This window comes from Ruegeria sp. YTSA072, assembly GCF_059610285.1.
Genome location: NZ_JBXWNI010000005.1, coordinates 35629 through 50930 on the forward strand (window position 1 = coordinate 35629; position 15302 = coordinate 50930).

At 57.1% G+C, this 15302-nt stretch carries 15 protein-coding genes, 1 tRNA gene, 1 pseudogene and 1 riboswitch; of the genes and pseudogenes, 7 read left to right on the top strand and 10 right to left on the bottom strand.

The window, feature by feature from the left end; translation table 11 throughout:
• Window positions 1–30: 30 nt before the first annotated feature.
• Genes AC2FIB_RS10545 through AC2FIB_RS10560 form a run of 4 tightly spaced genes read right to left on the bottom strand, consistent with a single transcriptional unit; the run spans window position 31 to window position 3768 of the window.
• Window positions 31–1065: a TRAP transporter substrate-binding protein gene (locus AC2FIB_RS10545; protein ID WP_170417601.1), complete on the bottom strand. Its 1035-nt coding sequence runs from the start codon at window positions 1063–1065 to the stop codon at window positions 31–33.
• Window positions 1066–1115: 50 nt separating this feature from the next.
• Window positions 1116–2435: a TRAP transporter large permease gene (locus AC2FIB_RS10550; RefSeq protein WP_496736321.1), complete on the bottom strand. Its 1320-nt coding sequence runs from the start codon at window positions 2433–2435 to the stop codon at window positions 1116–1118.
• Window positions 2432–3016: a TRAP transporter small permease subunit gene (locus tag AC2FIB_RS10555; RefSeq protein WP_496736319.1), complete on the bottom strand. Its 585-nt coding sequence runs from the start codon at window positions 3014–3016 to the stop codon at window positions 2432–2434. The genes AC2FIB_RS10550 and AC2FIB_RS10555 overlap by 4 nt, the downstream gene beginning before the upstream one ends.
• On the bottom strand, window positions 3013–3768 hold the full coding sequence (locus tag AC2FIB_RS10560) for an N-formylglutamate amidohydrolase (RefSeq protein ID WP_496736317.1): 756 nt from the start codon (window positions 3766–3768) through the stop codon (window positions 3013–3015). Before AC2FIB_RS10560 ends, AC2FIB_RS10555 begins: the two co-directional genes overlap by 4 nt.
• Before the next feature lie 136 nt (window positions 3769–3904).
• On the opposite strand from AC2FIB_RS10560, the gene AC2FIB_RS10565 reads away from it, so the two are divergent.
• Window positions 3905–4792: a MurR/RpiR family transcriptional regulator gene (locus AC2FIB_RS10565; protein WP_496736315.1), complete on the top strand. Its 888-nt coding sequence runs from the start codon at window positions 3905–3907 to the stop codon at window positions 4790–4792.
• Window positions 4793–4870: 78 nt separating this feature from the next.
• Window positions 4871–5626 (top strand): annotated as a pseudogene (locus tag AC2FIB_RS10570) (hypothetical protein); the annotation flags it as partial.
• A gap of 7 nt (window positions 5627–5633) precedes the next feature.
• Here AC2FIB_RS10570 and AC2FIB_RS10575 read toward each other — a convergent pair.
• On the bottom strand, window positions 5634–6308 hold the full coding sequence (locus tag AC2FIB_RS10575) for a TIGR04283 family arsenosugar biosynthesis glycosyltransferase (protein ID WP_496736313.1): 675 nt from the start codon (window positions 6306–6308) through the stop codon (window positions 5634–5636).
• Between the two features lie 74 nt (window positions 6309–6382).
• Here AC2FIB_RS10575 and ygfZ point away from each other — a divergent pair, with 74 nt between their 5' ends.
• The gene (gene ygfZ, locus AC2FIB_RS10580; RefSeq protein WP_496736311.1) at window positions 6383–7120 is read left to right on the top strand and encodes a CAF17-like 4Fe-4S cluster assembly/insertion protein YgfZ; all 738 of its coding nucleotides are present in this window, start codon (window positions 6383–6385) and stop codon (window positions 7118–7120) included.
• 106 nt (window positions 7121–7226) lie between these two features.
• Window positions 7227–8171 (top strand): ABC transporter transmembrane domain-containing protein, encoded by a 945-nt coding sequence (locus AC2FIB_RS10585; protein ID WP_496736310.1) that lies wholly within the window; start codon window positions 7227–7229, stop codon window positions 8169–8171.
• A gap of 58 nt (window positions 8172–8229) precedes the next feature.
• Here the strand turns inward: AC2FIB_RS10585 and efp are convergent, their stop codons facing one another.
• The gene (gene efp / locus AC2FIB_RS10590) at window positions 8230–8793 is read right to left on the bottom strand and encodes an elongation factor P (protein ID WP_058274164.1); all 564 of its coding nucleotides are present in this window, start codon (window positions 8791–8793) and stop codon (window positions 8230–8232) included.
• Between the two features lie 218 nt (window positions 8794–9011).
• On the opposite strand from efp, the gene AC2FIB_RS10595 reads away from it, so the two are divergent.
• Window positions 9012–9332 carry a DUF6280 family protein gene (locus AC2FIB_RS10595; protein ID WP_008757056.1) on the top strand — a complete coding sequence of 107 codons (321 nt, stop codon included), beginning with the start codon at window positions 9012–9014 and terminating at the stop codon, window positions 9330–9332.
• A gap of 67 nt (window positions 9333–9399) precedes the next feature.
• Here the strand turns inward: AC2FIB_RS10595 and AC2FIB_RS10600 are convergent, their stop codons facing one another.
• Window positions 9400–9969 (bottom strand): cobalamin biosynthesis protein CobQ, encoded by a 570-nt coding sequence (locus tag AC2FIB_RS10600; RefSeq protein ID WP_496736308.1) that lies wholly within the window; start codon window positions 9967–9969, stop codon window positions 9400–9402.
• A 60-nt stretch (window positions 9970–10029) separates the two neighbouring features.
• On the opposite strand from AC2FIB_RS10600, the gene AC2FIB_RS10605 reads away from it, so the two are divergent.
• A complete protein-coding gene (locus AC2FIB_RS10605; RefSeq protein WP_496736306.1) occupies window positions 10030–11487 on the top strand; it encodes a cobyric acid synthase in 1458 nt (485 codons plus the stop codon).
• A gap of 3 nt (window positions 11488–11490) precedes the next feature.
• On the opposite strand, the gene AC2FIB_RS10610 is transcribed toward AC2FIB_RS10605, so the two are convergent.
• The 3 genes from AC2FIB_RS10610 to AC2FIB_RS10620 all read right to left on the bottom strand — a co-directional run bounded on the left by AC2FIB_RS10610 (window position 11491) and on the right by AC2FIB_RS10620 (window position 14497).
• Window positions 11491–12255 (bottom strand): hypothetical protein, encoded by a 765-nt coding sequence (locus AC2FIB_RS10610; protein ID WP_496736305.1) that lies wholly within the window; start codon window positions 12253–12255, stop codon window positions 11491–11493.
• 74 nt (window positions 12256–12329) lie between these two features.
• A complete protein-coding gene (locus AC2FIB_RS10615; protein WP_109313935.1) occupies window positions 12330–13748 on the bottom strand; it encodes a TolC family outer membrane protein in 1419 nt (472 codons plus the stop codon).
• 95 nt (window positions 13749–13843) lie between these two features.
• Window positions 13844–14497 carry a protein-L-isoaspartate O-methyltransferase family protein gene (locus tag AC2FIB_RS10620; RefSeq protein WP_496736304.1) on the bottom strand — a complete coding sequence of 218 codons (654 nt, stop codon included), beginning with the start codon at window positions 14495–14497 and terminating at the stop codon, window positions 13844–13846.
• A gap of 227 nt (window positions 14498–14724) precedes the next feature.
• Here AC2FIB_RS10620 and AC2FIB_RS10625 point away from each other — a divergent pair.
• Window positions 14725–14798: transfer RNA gene (locus AC2FIB_RS10625), tRNA-Cys, on the top strand.
• A gap of 287 nt (window positions 14799–15085) precedes the next feature.
• Window positions 15086–15295, top strand: a riboswitch (cobalamin riboswitch).
• Window positions 15296–15302 lie beyond the last annotated feature (7 nt).

Here is a 15302-nt window from a genome sequence, read left to right on the forward strand (position 1 = left end):
GAGGCCCCTCGCGTCGGGAGGACGGGTTTCTTAGCCGTAACGATAAGGACGGCCGGCTTTCAGCATCTCGGCGTTATAACGTTTGAAGATGTCGACAACTTTCGCCTTAGTCTCGGACTCGGCAGCGATTTCGTCCCAGAACTTGACGGCGGCTTCCTCGACGGTTGCCCATTCTTCGTCCGGGATAGAGGTCAGCTGCATCTTGGTGCCGTTGACGCGCAGGTTCGCTTCACCGCCCCAATACCACCACTGACGATAGTAATGCGACTGATCACAGCACACCTTGAACAGCGTCTGCAGATCCTCGGGCAGCTCGTTCCACCGGTCCATATTGGCAAAGAAGTGACCTGCCCATGCGCCTGACACGTTGTTCGTCAGGAAATAGTTGGTCACGTCGGCCCAGCCAACAGTGTAGTCTTCGGTGATGCCCGACCACGCGATGCCGTCCAGCTCGCCGGTCTGAACAGCAACTTCGATGTCTTCCCATGGCAGAGTCACCGGCACGACGCCGAATTGGCTCAGGAAGCGACCCGCTGTCGGGAAGGTAAAGATGCGCTTACCCTTCATGTCTGCCAGCGAGTTAATCGGGTCTTTGGTCGCAAAGTGGCACGGATCCCATGCACCGGCGCTGATGTGTTTAACGCCGACCTTCGAGTATTCCTCGTCCCAGATCTCGTTCAGGCCCCACTGATTGAACAGCACCGGCACGTCCAGAGAATAGCGTGAGGCGAACGGGAAGTAGCCGCCAAACACGGTGACTTCGGTCGGCGACGCCATCGAGTCATCGTCCGACTGCACCGCGTCGATGGTGCCTTTCTGCATCGCACGGAACAACTCGCCCGTCGGGACCAGCTGATCAGCATAGAACAGCTCGATCTGCATCCGGTCACCGGCGATCTGGTTGAACATCTTGATCGCGGGATCAATCACGTGCTCGGCCAGAGCAGGACCGGCATAGGTCTGCATCCGCCATGTAATCGTGTTCTGCGCCAAGGCAGGCGTCGCCAGTGGTGCGGCAGCAACGCCAACCCCAGCGGTTTTCAGAAACTTACGTCTTGTCGTCATGTCAATTCCTCTCCGTTAAAGTTTCTGTGCCCGTTCACCGAGCATTCTTATTAGTTTCCATAGACATACCCGGGCAACCAAAGCGCGATTTCCGGGAAAATCATGATGATTGTCAGCGCCAGCACCATCACCGCGACAAAAGGAAAGATCGAACCATAGATGTCCCGCAGGGTGATCTCGGGCGGAGCCATCGCGCGCATCAGGAACAGGTTATAGCCGAAGGGCGGCGTCATATAGGCGATCTGTGTCGTGATCGTATAAAGCACCCCGTACCAGATCAGATCAAAGCCCAGTTCACCGACCAGCGGCACATAAAGTGGCGCCACGATGACCAACATGGCCGTGTCGTCCAAAAATGTGCCCATGACAATAAAGCTCAGCTGCATAAGGATGAGGATCATCCACGGCGACAGGCCCAGTTGATCGGTGAACAGGTTGTCGATGGCTTTCACGGCACCCAGCCCGTCAAACACGGCCCCAAAGCCCAGCGCGGCCAGAATGATCCACATGAACATGCAGGAAATGGCCAGCGTCTGCTTGGTGCAGTCCTCGAATATCTTCCAAGTCATCCGCCGTTTGATTACGGACACAGCCAAAGCGGTGAGCGCTCCGATGGCCGAGCTTTCGACCAGTGACGTCCAGCCATTCACAAACGGCACCATCATGGCCGCAAAGATGATCAGCGGCAGCGCCCCTGCCCCCAGAAGCCGGATCTTCTCGGCCCGCGGCACTTCATGCGCTTCTTCCATCGCCGGACCAAGCTCAGGCTGAATGCGGCATCGGATCCAGATATACAGGATGAACATCGCGGCCATCAGCAAGCCCGGAATGATCCCCGCCAGCCAGAGCTGTCCGACCGGCTGCCGCGCGATCATCGCATAGAGAACCAGAACGACCGACGGTGGAACGAGGATGCCCAGGCTCGACCCGGCCTGAATGACGCCGGTCACCATCGTCTTGTCGTAGCCGCGCCGCAGCAGTTCGGGCAGTGCAATAGTCGCACCGATGGCCATGCCGGCTACGCTGAGGCCATTCATGGCCGAGACCAGCACCATCAATCCAATCGTGCCAATAGCCAGACCGCCATTCACCGGCCCCATCCAGACGTGGAACATCCGATAAAGGTCATCGGCCAAACGGCTTTCGCTGAGAACGTACCCCATGAAAATAAACATCGGCAGCGTCAGCAGTGGATACCATTTCATCAGCTTCATCGCGGCCGAAAACGTGATGTCCTGCCCGCCTGTTCCCCACAGCGCCAAAGCGGCAATTGTTGCCACCGCGCCAATCGCGCCAAAGACACGCTGACCTGTAAACAGCATCAGCATCATCAAGGCGAACATGAAGATGGCGATATATTCCTGACTCATGCCCGTGAGACCCCGATTTCCTGCCCGTTGATCCGGGCTATGTCCTTGAAGAATTCCGATATCGCCTGCAGCAGCATCAGGAAAAAGCCGAACACCATGATAGCTTTGACCGGCCAGATATACGGCCGCCACGCCGTTGATGAGCGTTCAAGCCGCCCGATTTCCTCGCTGCCCGTCAGAAGACCAATGAAGTAGGAAACCGGTTCATCGCCCCAATAGCCAAGGCTGTAGGCCGTTGACCCGAGCCCACCGTAAAACAAGACGCCCAGGTAGAAGATCAGCAACAGCACGGTGAAGGCATCGAACCACGCTTTCCGATGTGGGCTCCAGTTGTGATAAAACAGGTCCATACGTACGTTCGATCCCAACTGGATCGAGTACGGCCCACCCATGATATAATAGGTCACCATCGCAAACTGCGCCATTTCTAGCGTCCAGAGCGATGGCAGAAAGAAGGTTTTGGAAATCGAGGACCACAACAGGATGCCCATCATCACGAACAGGCCCCACATCATGACCCGTCCGATCCGGTAGTTGACCGCATCGACGATCCGGACATATGAGGCCATCGCCTTGATCACGCCGCGCCCCCTTTCTGAAAATTTGCAAGGGTCCGCGCGGTCCATGACGCCAGGCAATCGGCCATCGCCTCTTGCTGCTTGGGCGTTTGTATCAAGTCATTGCGGATCTCGATCATGACGTTCAACAGCCCGTTCGGCAGCGCTTGCGCGTCAAGGGTATGGGCGACCCCGTCCGCCGCCGAATACGGCTCATTCATCCGAGTCTCATAGGTTTGGTCGGCGGGTGCTGTCGTCATCATTGCCCGGGCGAACCGGTCATCCGTCCCGTGTAATATGCCCAGTTCCACCTCACGCGTCTGACCATGGTAGACTGGTGTAAAGCTGTGGACCGTCACCATAAGTTCAAGCGTATCCCCGTTTTGAGAGATCAGTTCAGACAGCGCCCTGCTGAAGGGTCGGTAGATGCTCTCAATCCTGCTTTCGCGCTCTTTCTCGGACAGATCGACATTAGCTGGGATTTGATAGTCCTCGCTGCGCGCCGGCATGGCCCCTGCGGCTTCGGGCGGGCGATTGCAGTCATAGACCAGCCGGGACACGCCGCCATACACCAGCGGTGCCGACAGGCGTGCCGCCATCAGCTTGGCCACAGCCAATGCCCCCGGATCCCACGCGATGTGGCTTTGCAGCGCGTCCACGGGCAATCCCATATCACCCAAAAACGCGGGAATGCGGCTGGACGCGTGTTCGCAGACCAGCATTACCGAATAGGGACCATCCACTGTGTCCGTGTGAACGACTGTTCCGAAGTCCAAAATACCGCCTTGCGATTCCAATTAAGATGCGTGTGGAAAAATTTCCACAAGAGACCTTAACCTGTCAATATTTTTCCTGTATAAATTTCACCACTCTTGATCTTGCTGAAAAATTATTCACACTAAGATCGAAAAGATGCAGGAGGAACGCCGCGTGCGGGTGACGGACAGGCTGCTGGCCCACAAAGACAAGATGACCCCATCCGAGCGGCAGCTGGTCAGTGTATTGCTGGACGACTACCCCATGGCCGGTCTGGGCAGCATCACCGAACTGGCCAGCGCGGCCTCGGTGTCCACCACGACAGTCGCGCGGATGCTGCAAAAGACCGGGTTTCAAGGTTATCCGCAGTTTCAGGCCGCCCTGCGGGGCGAAGTGAAAGAAATGATCTCGGGGCCGGTCGCCAAACGTGACTTGTGGCAAAACGACCTGCCTGAAGAGCATATCCTGAACCGGTATTCCCAACAGACACTCGCCAATCAGAAACGCACGATTGATGAGGTTGATCCAGACGAATTCGACAGTTTCTGCAACTTGTTATGTGACCCCAACCGACGCATTTTCATAACCGGTGGCCGCATTACCGGCACGTTGGCCCAATACTTGTACCTGCACCTGCAGATGATCCGCCCCGACGTGCGGCTGCTTCCCGTTGCGGCATCGTGGACACACGATTTGCTGGACGTACGCAAAGACGATGTGCTGGTCGCATTGGATGTTCGCCGATATGAAAACGCGTCCCTACTGATCGGCCAGCTGTGCCATGAACGCGAGGCTGAAATTATTCTGTTCACCGATCAGTGGCGCTCACCCATTCATCGGCTGGCCAAACACACCTTTGCGGCGCGTATTGCCGTGCCGTCGGCGTGGGATTCAATGGCAGCCATTCTGGTTTTGATGGAATGCGTCATCGCCGAAGTACAGGAAAGGCTGTGGGATTCGGTTAAAGAGCGCACGGATGAGTTGGAACAAGCTTTTGACCGCACCAAACTGTTCCGGAAGTTCGGTCAAAGCTCGGGCTCATAAAGGCTTTTTACCACCCAAACTGAACAACTGAGCGTGAGGAGTGTTGCCAGCCGCATGGCAGGCCGTCACTTTGAAGGCATGAGTTTCGTGACCCAAAACCAACTGCCGCTTTTGATCCTGTTCTTTCTGATTGGATCGATTGGCACCGCCTTTCTTTTCCGTAAACCCGCCGGGCATCGTGCCTGGAAACTCGCGGACCTAGTCTGGGTCGTGCTGGGTGGCGTTGGCGCGCTGGTCGCGGTTTTGGCCGGGCTTTACACTTCGGATAGCTCGCGACTGGATCGCCAGATAGACGTGGCTTACGCCGCCGGGCTGGCCTTTGACCGTGATGCCGCGCGGTTCCGCCTGCGGTTCTGCGACCCGGCTTTTGATCCGGATACTGCAGTGCTGTGCGAAAAGGTCGAATTCCTGTCGGCCTCAACCGCCAGCAATGCCGACCTGCCATTGTTCATCGCAGTCACAAATGAGGTCGCGCCACTGCAGGGGCTGCATTTTTTGTTTGGCAGTCAGGCAAAAGACGAACAGGACGAAATGCGCGCAATGGCCGACAAGGCTGATGCGTTCAACATCGATCAGTTCCTAGTCTTTACCACTCTGGACGACATAACACAGGCCGCGATCGACAACATGCGCCGCAAGGTTCCCGCGATTGCCGGAGACTATCTGATCCTGGCGCAAAGCTATGATGATCTGGTGGAACAGGTCGGCAAGTTGAAGGACGAATGGGAATACCTGCAAGACAATGCCCATATACTTGTGCTGCAGATCATCGCGTTGTGTCTGGTCAGTTTCGCGGCGCCGTTCCGGCTGGGCAAATCCGTGGTCGAGCTGCGCGCGTCGCTCAGCGCCGATAGTCCTGCGCCAGCTTCGCAGGATCTGCGCCCAGAAAATACCGCGTCAGAGTCCACAGGTTCCGCCCTCCCCGACGCAACCAGCCCGCACGCTCATAGCGATCCGCGCTCGTAACTGCCCGGCTGGGCAGCAAAGTGATGCCGCGCAAACTGCGGACCAAAGCGACGTCCTCCATCAAGGGTTGATCGGGAAAGCCCCCCGCCTTTCGATACATCTCACTCGGGACCAACAGGCCCTGATCGCCATACGGCAGGCCAAACAGGCGACTGCGTAAATTGGCCCAACCCGCCACCCATACTGGCGCAAAGCCTGATGCCCGAAACGCCAGACGAAACGCCGCCGGGGTTCCGGTGCCAAGGTGGTCGCCTACAACCTTGCTCCACCCCGCTTGCAAAACCGTGTCGGCATGCAAAACAAGCAGCCAGTCCCCTTTGGCTGCGGTGCATCCTCTGGCCAATTGCCCCCCGCGCGAAGGTGGCCCGGTCACGATCTCAGCCCCGGCCTCATCTGCAATCTTTAAAGTCTGATCAGTCGACCCACCGTCCGAGACGATCAATTCGCGGATCAGCCCCGCATGCAGGCCTTCCATCAAGGCCGCAAGGGTCGCGGGAAGGCTCCCGTCCGAATTCAGGGTCGGGATAACGATGCTAATCTGCGCAGGCACGGCGGAAACCCTCTGGTCATGGCAGCGGAAACCCCTATATCACGAGGTCCGAGGAAAAGACGAGGACAACCCAGATGCCCAACCGCCGTATATTGCGCCTGAGCGGCTCGGACACCGACAGCTTTCTTCAAGGGTTGATCACCAACGACATCGCAGGGTTGGACAATGGGCTGGTCTACGCCGCCCTGCTGACCCCCCAAGGCAAATATCTGGCGGACTTCTTCCTGAAACGGGACGGTGACACGGTTTTGCTGGATGTTTCTGAAGGTCTGGCCGATGGATTTGCCAAACGGTTGAGCATGTACAAACTGCGTGCAGATGTCAGCATCGAAGACAGTGGCCTGAACCTGCAGCGCGGTACTGGCCCTGCCCCCGAAGGTGCCCTGCCCGACCCGCGCCATCCAGACATGGGGTGGCGGGCCTATACTGCGGGTGCGGAAAACGACGACGATACAGATTGGGATGCAATCCGCGTGCGACACTGCATTCCGGAAACCGGCATCGAACTGACCCCCGACAGCTATATCCTTGAGGCCGGGTTCGAGGCGCTGAATGGCTTGGACTTCAAGAAAGGCTGTTACGTCGGGCAAGAGGTCACCGCGCGGATGAAACACAAGACTGAACTGCGCAAGGGTCTGCGCAGCGTTAGCGTCGCGGGGTCTGCAGCGGTTGGAACTGCAATTACTTCTGGCGGAAAACCGGCCGGTACATTGTTCACCCAATCCAATGGCCGCGGGATCGCCTATTTGCGATTAGACCGCGTGGGTAACGACATGCAGGCCGGTGACGCCACCGTACAGTTGGACACTTAACGTGTTGCCGAACCGGCACGGCTGAGCGACCGACTGAATTGGTGTGGTTTGAACATAGCCAAGTGCGCTGTCACACTGGTTTGAATTCAGCAATCCGGATGCACGTATGTTTCAGCTATACAGGGCAATCTGGCGCGCCAGCGCCGGACGGCAGATCATCCTCATCGTTCTGTCCATTGCGATCGCGGGTCTGGCTGCAGTTCCGCTGGAGTTTCAGCGCGACATCATCAACCACCTGACCTCTGCCGACGTAACTACGGACAAGCTGATCTACCTGGGTGCAGGAATGATGTCCGTCATCCTACTCAGCCTCGCCCTAAAGTGGCTTTTGAGCTATCGCGCAGGAACGTTGGGCGAAGATCTGATCCGCATGATCCGCCAAAGGCTGCTGCTGCGTGCCTCAGATATCAATGTCTCGGGCGAAACGATGCGCAAGGGCACGATGACCACGGCGATTTCAGCCGAGGCAGAAGAGCTGGGGAAATTCGCGGGCGGCGCCTTCTCGGACCCGGTCGTTCAGATCGGCACGTTGGTCAGTGTGATCGGCTATATCTCGTCAACACAGCCGGGGCTGGGCATGATCGCCTTTTCGATGATCGTGCCGCAGATCATCATCGTGCTGGTATCCCAACGCAAGGTGAACGTGTTTGTCGCCGAACGTGTCCGGATATTACGCGGAGCCAACGATAAGCTGAATGTCGAGCGGATCAACGAAATCGCGCGCGAGGTTGAGGCGCAGTTCGACGAGATCTACGAAACACGGCGCAAGATGTTCATCTGGAAGCTTTCGGCCAAGTTTCTACTGAGCGTCATAAACGGAGCCGGAACGGTCGGCGTTCTGATGTTGGGTGGCTATTTGGTTCTGAACGGGAAAACGGATGTCGGCACTGTGGTCGCCGCCACAAGCGGCCTCAGCCGCATTCAGGGCCCCACGGCATTCCTGATCGCCTTTTACCGGCAGGTCAGCGCCAATCGCATTAAGTATGAACTGATGCTTGAACTGTTTGGCCCCAACCCCGAACGGTATCGCCAAATCAGACGGGGCAGCTGACAAATAAACCGCGCGGCACGGGTCCACGCGGTTTTTCTTTGCTCTGGCAAACGCGTGGTTAGGCGCGTTCGGAATAATCCATGGTTTCGGTGTTCACCACGATCATCTCATCCTGACCGACGAATGGCGGCACCATGACTTTTACACCGTTGTCCAGAATGGCCGGCTTGAACGAATTCGCGGCGGTCTGACCTTTGACCACAGGCTCGGTCTCTACGATCTTGCAGGTCACTTTCTGAGGCACCGTGGCGTTCAGAGCCTCGCTTTCATAAAATTCGACGACAATTGTCATGCCGTCCTGCAGAAACGGGCGGCGTTCGCCCAGCAGTTCCGCAGGCAATTCGATCTGCTCATATGTCTCGGAATCCATGAAAACCAGCATGCCGTCAGATTCGTACAGAAACTGCTGATCTTTCTGCTCAAGACGCACGCGTTCCACTTTGTCAGCCGAGCGGAACCGCTCGTTCAATTTCGAACCATTGCGCAGATTGCGCAGTTCGACCTGTGCAAAAGCGCCGCCTTTACCTGGCTTTACGTGGTCAACTTTGACTGCGGCCCATAGCCCGCCATTATGCTCAAGCACATTTCCGGGGCGAATTTCGTTCCCATTTATCTTGGGCATGACTTAAATCCTTCACAAACGGTTGATGCGTCAGTTCCCGCTCCTATATCTGGCGGGAACACACCTGACAAGATGACGAGACTTAGTGCTGCACCTGCAGCAAGCTATGCAAATGACGCAACGCAACTATGCATTTTAAGTGTATCCGAATCGCACTTAATCGGTCATAAGAACCGTCACGCCGAAAATGCAAGAGCAAGAACAACAAGGAAGACGAGATGAGAGATTTCGTTGACGGCACTGCCTTTAACAACGAGCAAGGCAATCGTGCACGCAAACTTTTCGCGGCTGTCGTACTGGCTGCGCTGGATGACGCTATTGCCGATGACAAAAAATATGGCAATGGTCCGGAACAAATTGCCCGGTGGGCGCGCTCTCGTGATGGTCGCGAGGTCCTGTCCTGCGCGGGTATCGACCCGAATGAGCGCGTTGTTGGCGGACTGATGGAGTTCGTTGGACGTGGTGTGCGCACCTCGGTTGCGCTGTCGCGTGAAGAAAGCGAACGTCGCAACGCGGCCCAACAAGCAGAAGCCGCCTGATCCAAGGTGACTTTCGCATGAAAAAGCGCGCTCCCTAGCTGGGAGCGCGCTTTTCTTATGCCATCATTCAAAAGAACAACAGCCACTGCCGCGCGACCCACAGTTCGGCCATCAGCAGCACGGCAAAGAACGCTTTCGCCCAGATGGGCATGCCGCGACGCCACAAAACGGCGTAACACGCGACACAAAGCACGGCCGAAATTGGTGCCACCCACAAAGCGTGATGCGTGCTGTCCCAATAGCTGATGGGGCTGTGATACACCCAATTGCTGAATGGCCAGAACTGCGGCCGCCCATCCCCGGCATGCAGCAGAAAATCCATCGAAAGGTGCAGCAACCCGGCGGACGCCCCAACGGTCCAGACCTTCCAGCGCATCCATACCCCGACAAGCAAGGCACCCCCCCAAAGGACAAAGGAATTGTCGATCGCAAACACGGTCTGCCAGCCGTCGGAAAAATAAAGCTGGTCGAAGACCACGCTTGCGGGAACCCCAAGTACATAAAGGGACGTGCCCGCCATCAGGTAAAGCGAAAGGTCCGGCAATAGCGAACCCAACAGAGCGGCCCACAGGAAACGTCCCTGGGCTGGGCGGGCAAAGGCGGCAGCTCCGATCAAAAGATGCGCTGGCGTGTTCAACTTTGGCTTTTCCTTTGCCCGCAAATCAGGTCATCTGCGCGTCAACATAGGAGACAGGCCATGGTTCGGTCCATCATGATTCAGGGCACCGGCAGCAATGTCGGGAAATCGGTTCTAGTGGCCGGTCTGGCGCGGGCTTTCACCCGGCGCGGGCTGCGCGTTGCACCGTTCAAACCGCAGAACATGTCGAACAATGCCGCCGTCACCGAAAATGGCGGAGAGATCGGGCGCGCACAGGCTTTGCAAGCGCTGGCGGCGGGGCGTGCGACGCATACAGACATGAACCCGATTCTGCTGAAGCCGGAAACCGACACTGGTGCTCAGATTATCGTACAAGGCCAACGCGCAGGCACGATGAAAGCGGGCGATTACCGCAAGGATAAATCCAAACTGCTGGGCGCAGCGCTTGAAAGCTTTGACCGCTTGTGCAGCGACGCGGATCTTGTCCTGATCGAAGGCGCGGGTAGCCCGGCCGAAACCAACCTGCGCAAGGGTGACATCGCCAATATGGGATTTGCGCGCGCTGCAGGCGTACCCGTTATTCTGGTAGGTGACATTCACCGCGGGGGTGTCATTGCCCAGATCGTAGGCACCCAGGCGGTTTTGGATGCAGGTGATCTTGAGATGATCCGGGGTTTTGCCGTCAATCGGTTCAAAGGCGACGTATCTCTTTTCGATGAAGGTCGCGATGAAATCGCTGCACGTACCGGATGGCCCTGTCTGGGCGTCGTTCCCTGGTTCCATGATGCGTGGAAACTGCCAGCCGAGGATATGATGGATATCCGGTCCCACTCTGGCGGGGCCTGCAAGGTGGTTGTTCCGCAGTTGGAACGCATGGCAAATTTTGACGACCTCGACCCTTTGTCTGCCGAACCCGGTGTCTCGGTCGAGATCGTGCCAGCAGGACGCCCCCTGCCCGGTGATGCCGATTTGGTACTGCTGCCCGGCAGCAAATCCACCATCGGCGATCTGGCTTATTTCCGGGCTCAGGACTGGGATATCGACCTATACGCCCATGTCCGCCGGGGCGGCCATGTTCTGGGCCTGTGCGGCGGCTATCAAATGCTGGGCAAGACAATCGCTGATCCGGATGGCGTCGACGGACAACCGGGGACTGTTGAAGCGTTGGGCCTGCTGGATGTTGAGACCGTGATGGCAGGGAAGAAACAGGTAACGCTCACTTCGGCCCGCGCCCTTGGCGGAGGAGAACCGGTGTCGGGCTACGAAATCCACATGGGCCGTACCGAAGGATCTGATTGCGCCCGCGCTTGGTTAGAGGTCGAGGGGCGGCCAGAAGGTGCTGCAAACGCCTCTGGTCGTATCCGCGGTAGTTATCTGCACGGTATCTTCAGCTCGGACGCATTCCGCGCGTCTTACCTGTCGCAATTGGGCGTGACCTCGGACCTGGCCTATGAAGATGGGGTCGAAGATACGTTGAACGCGCTGGCCGACCACCTTGAACAGAATATGGATCTGGACCGCCTGCTGGCGCTTGCAGAAACGCCCAAAAGCGTCTGAGTGTTACTCGAGGTCCTGCTCGGCCAGGGCTTTGTAGATTTCGCGCCGGACCATCTTACGGACGTTGCGGGTGATACGTTCGCCCAAAACACCCTGCAATTCTTCACGGACAACCTCAGCGATCATTTTGCGCAATGCGTCTTCGCTAATACCAGCTATCGCTGAATCTTCCGCTGCTGCTTCGACTGGGTGAACAGGTAGTGCGGCGATCACCTCGGGGTCGCGAACGAAAGTTGCCCTGGTCGTCGCCACGGCTTTTTTAGACTTCGCCTCAGTGGGTTCGGCTTTATTTCCCTCGATATCCGAAAATTCTTTGCGCACGCTGAACTCAAGGGCTTTCGCAGGAGTGCCGGAATACTCGTCTTCGCTGTCGCCGTCCGGCTCCCACTGGTCCTCAGTGCGTGCAATCGCCGCCTCTAGGGCTTCGATCTTTGCGCTCAGGCTGTTGGTCGGGTTTTTGGGCGGTTCTGGCGCGGCCTGTTCTTTGTTGGCGGGATCTTCACGATCTATGATGTCACACGCGCGCAGAAGCATCGGCTTGACTGACGCGTCGACCGTGTAACCTTCGTTGGCCTCGGCTTCATTCTCCGGGCCGTCCTGAATGCTGGATGTTCCGCCGACCCGCAATGCATCGGTCAGCACCAATCGCCCGGGCTTGCGGGCGATTAAAGGCGACGGCTCCGAGGTTTGTTCACCTCTTTCACCGACCAGCCGTTTTATCGAGGACAGCACGTCCTCTACTCTGCCGTTCACGACTTTTTCCGTCATTGTTCTCTACCGCTCTATCCTCAGGATTGAGTGTAGCCAAACAAGCCGGGCGTCACAACAGATAGTATTGGCCCTTAGTCGCGACGCAACGCTTTGAGAACGCGATCCAGGTCCTTGCTTTGTCTGCTGACCTGAGCCGGCGCTTTCTTGACCAGGTTGTAATACAGCGTCGGATCATAAATTTGCACCGCCAGTCCCAGACGTTCAGCAGTCAACAGACCCTGTGCCTGCAACAGCTGGTAAGCTGCGCGCGAACGCTCGATCCGCGACGCGACCTCGGCCAGCTGCGCATCCAGCAGATCCTGCTGAGCGTTCAAAACGTCCAGCGTGGTCCGTGCACCCAGAGTGGCCTCTTCGCGGATACCGTCAAACGCCACGTTTGATGCGCGAACTCGTTCGCTCGACGCCCGCAAACTTGCAGATGCCGCTTGGAAACGGGCATAGGCTTCGGTCACACCCTGAGTGATATCTTTTTGCACATTCAAGAGGTTGGCACGCGATGCATCCCGTGTAGCCATGGCGCGGCGCACGCTTGCGGCCAAACGGCCACCAGCGTAAATTGGCTGACTGAAGTTCAGCGACACCGTCCCGTCTTCGATACTATCATCGTTGTCATAGGTCTCGGTGATACCGGCGTCGGCGTTCAGGCTGACGTTCGGGCCCAGATTGGCGCGCTGTTGCGCAACGATCAGATCGAAGGCACGCACCTGGTGCTGTGCCGAAAGAATAGCCGGGTGGTTACGCTGCGCCAGGCTGACGGCCTGCGGTTCCGAATTAGGCAGGTTTGGCAGGCTCGGTTGACCCGCTGTGCGTCCGGGCGATTTGCCAACGGCATTTACATATTCCGCTTGCGCTGTATCGAGATTACCGCGCGCAACGGCCAGATCAGCCTGCGAGCTTGCAAGCTGGGCTTGTGACAGTGCAACGTCCGTGCGTGTAACTTCGCCTACATCGAACCGGTCCTGCGATGCGCGCAGTTCTTCAGCCGATACATCGACGTTGTTCAAGCGAATCTGTACGGTTTCTTCCTGCAGAAGCACTTCGAGATACGCATTGGCACCGCGGAACAGAACCTGCTGTTCGATATCAACAAGGGTCTGCCTGGTCGACAGCACCGTTTCTTGCGCTGACTGTTTGCCCAGAACGGCAGCCCCACCATCGTAGAGCAGTTGGCTGAGGGTCAGCCCCGTAAAGAAGTTGTTCGGGTCGGTTCTTGTCACCACATTGTTGATGTTGCGACGTGTGTAGTCGCTGCTGATCGCAACCGTCCAGTTGATGATCGGACGAAGCGCCGACAATGCGATTGCCACGTCTTCGTCGGCCGCGCGCAACAATGCGCGGTTCTGTTCAAGCAACCCGCTGGTATTGTAGGCGCCAATGAATGCGTCAGTTATGTTGTCGGCCCAAACGGCCCGTCCTGGTACAAAGCTAAGTGCGACCCCCGCAGTCAGCGCCAGCGCTTTGACCAGCTTCCCTCCCGCCATAGAACCCATAACGAAATCCTCTCAAATCGAAATTACTCTGCTCTGCCGATAGTTTGCGCGTTTGCGTTAAACTAATCAAGGCGGCAGAAAAATCAGCTATCAAACTATAGCGAAAATACACGGTCCGTGGAAAATGCCTGCAAAATCGGTGCATTGGCATTAAACGCGTCCCGCCAGGTCACTCGACCCCCAGATTTATGGCCGATCCGAACGATCCCCAGTGCACCTTGGACAAAAAGGCACGCAATTCGCCCATGGTCCTTAAGTTGCGCGATCAACGCATCCGGAACCTGTTCCACACCACCCTGGACCATTATCACGTCATAGGGCCCATGTTCGGGGGCACCTTGTTCAAGCGGGCCGACATGGACAATCGCATTGTCTGCCTCCGCCTCCATCAGGATAGACTGAGATTCGGCCGCCAGATTTTCATCTTCCTCTACGGCAACAACCAGCTGTGCCATGCGCGCGGTAACAGCGGTCGAATACCCCAAGGTCGGAGCAATATCCAAAACCGACTCGTCGTTCGAAATGTTCAATATGTCCAGAATCTTAGCCAGGGTCCGCGGCTCCAACATGCAGCGCCCATCACCCAGTTCGATCAATCCCTCGACATATGCCGCTTCGCGCTGCGCGTCCGGCACGAAATTCTCGCGCTTGACGGTCAGCATCGCGTCTATGATGGGAAATTTCGTGACATCAGAAGGACGTATCTGCGTATCGACCATCGTCCGGCGGCGGGCTGCGAAATCTGTCATTGGATCGCTCATCTTGCTCCCTTGGGTGATTGAGTTCTGCCACATCCTTGAAAAACCGGCAACGGCCCAGACACGGAAACTTTCCAATCTTCACAAGATACAACGTCGCAACCAAAGACTAAGTTGGCACCCGGCCCTGAAATTTACGCTCCCCCCTCTGGACGCTCCTGTCGAAAGCTGCTAAAACGCCGATCACACCACGGCAAGTATTTGATTTTACTTGAAAAGGCGAGTTGGCGGAGTGGTGACGCAGCGGATTGCAAATCCGTGTACACCGGTTCGATTCCGGTACTCGCCTCCATTTATTTCCAAGCACTTAGCTTTCTGCGCTGATTTCGCAATTTCGGACGCCTAAAGTTCAGTATCAGATGCATGTTGCGATTGCGGGTCCAGCGATTCCATTTACACAACCGCACTACCTGATTGCCAAACCGAGAAACGCTCAATCATCTGCGACGGCCGGGCTGAATTGCGCCTGGCTCGCGTGAACGGATCGCATCGGATGCCGCTGACTGACTTCGGCAAGTCGCTTTTCTGACGTAGCGGGTTTTCAATCCCCAGTCGTGCTTGACAAGCCCCCTGCCCGTGCCGCATGTCGCATGCGTTGGTGTCCATCCTCGGATGGATGAAAAGGGAATGTGCCAGCGGTTATTCCGCCAAGCACAGCCGCCCCCGCGACCGTGACCGGAGAGGGTGCCCAAAGCCACTGGCCTAATAGGCCGGGAAGGCGGGACATCCGACAGAGGCTCGCCTCTGACATCCGCAAGCCGGGAGACCTGCCAGCACCCGAAGTTGAAACCGGGCG

What these genes read in the sequence shown, in the direction of transcription:
- AC2FIB_RS10545 (WP_170417601.1), bottom strand. Translation starts at nt 1,065, where the DNA reads ATGACGACAAGACGTAAGTTTCTGAAAACCGCTGGGGTTGGCGTTGCT.
- AC2FIB_RS10550 (WP_496736321.1), bottom strand. Translation starts at nt 2,435, where the DNA reads ATGAGTCAGGAATATATCGCCATCTTCATGTTCGCCTTGATGATGCTG.
- AC2FIB_RS10565 (WP_496736315.1), top strand. Translation starts at nt 3,905, where the DNA reads ATGCAGGAGGAACGCCGCGTGCGGGTGACGGACAGGCTGCTGGCCCAC.
- ygfZ (WP_496736311.1), top strand. Translation starts at nt 6,383, where the DNA reads ATGCCCAACCGCCGTATATTGCGCCTGAGCGGCTCGGACACCGACAGC.
- AC2FIB_RS10585 (WP_496736310.1), top strand. Translation starts at nt 7,227, where the DNA reads ATGTTTCAGCTATACAGGGCAATCTGGCGCGCCAGCGCCGGACGGCAG.
- efp (WP_058274164.1), bottom strand. Translation starts at nt 8,793, where the DNA reads ATGCCCAAGATAAATGGGAACGAAATTCGCCCCGGAAATGTGCTTGAG.
- AC2FIB_RS10595 (WP_008757056.1), top strand. Translation starts at nt 9,012, where the DNA reads ATGAGAGATTTCGTTGACGGCACTGCCTTTAACAACGAGCAAGGCAAT.
- AC2FIB_RS10605 (WP_496736306.1), top strand. Translation starts at nt 10,030, where the DNA reads ATGGTTCGGTCCATCATGATTCAGGGCACCGGCAGCAATGTCGGGAAA.
- AC2FIB_RS10610 (WP_496736305.1), bottom strand. Translation starts at nt 12,255, where the DNA reads ATGACGGAAAAAGTCGTGAACGGCAGAGTAGAGGACGTGCTGTCCTCG.
- AC2FIB_RS10615 (WP_109313935.1), bottom strand. Translation starts at nt 13,748, where the DNA reads ATGGGTTCTATGGCGGGAGGGAAGCTGGTCAAAGCGCTGGCGCTGACT.
- AC2FIB_RS10620 (WP_496736304.1), bottom strand. Translation starts at nt 14,497, where the DNA reads ATGACAGATTTCGCAGCCCGCCGCCGGACGATGGTCGATACGCAGATA.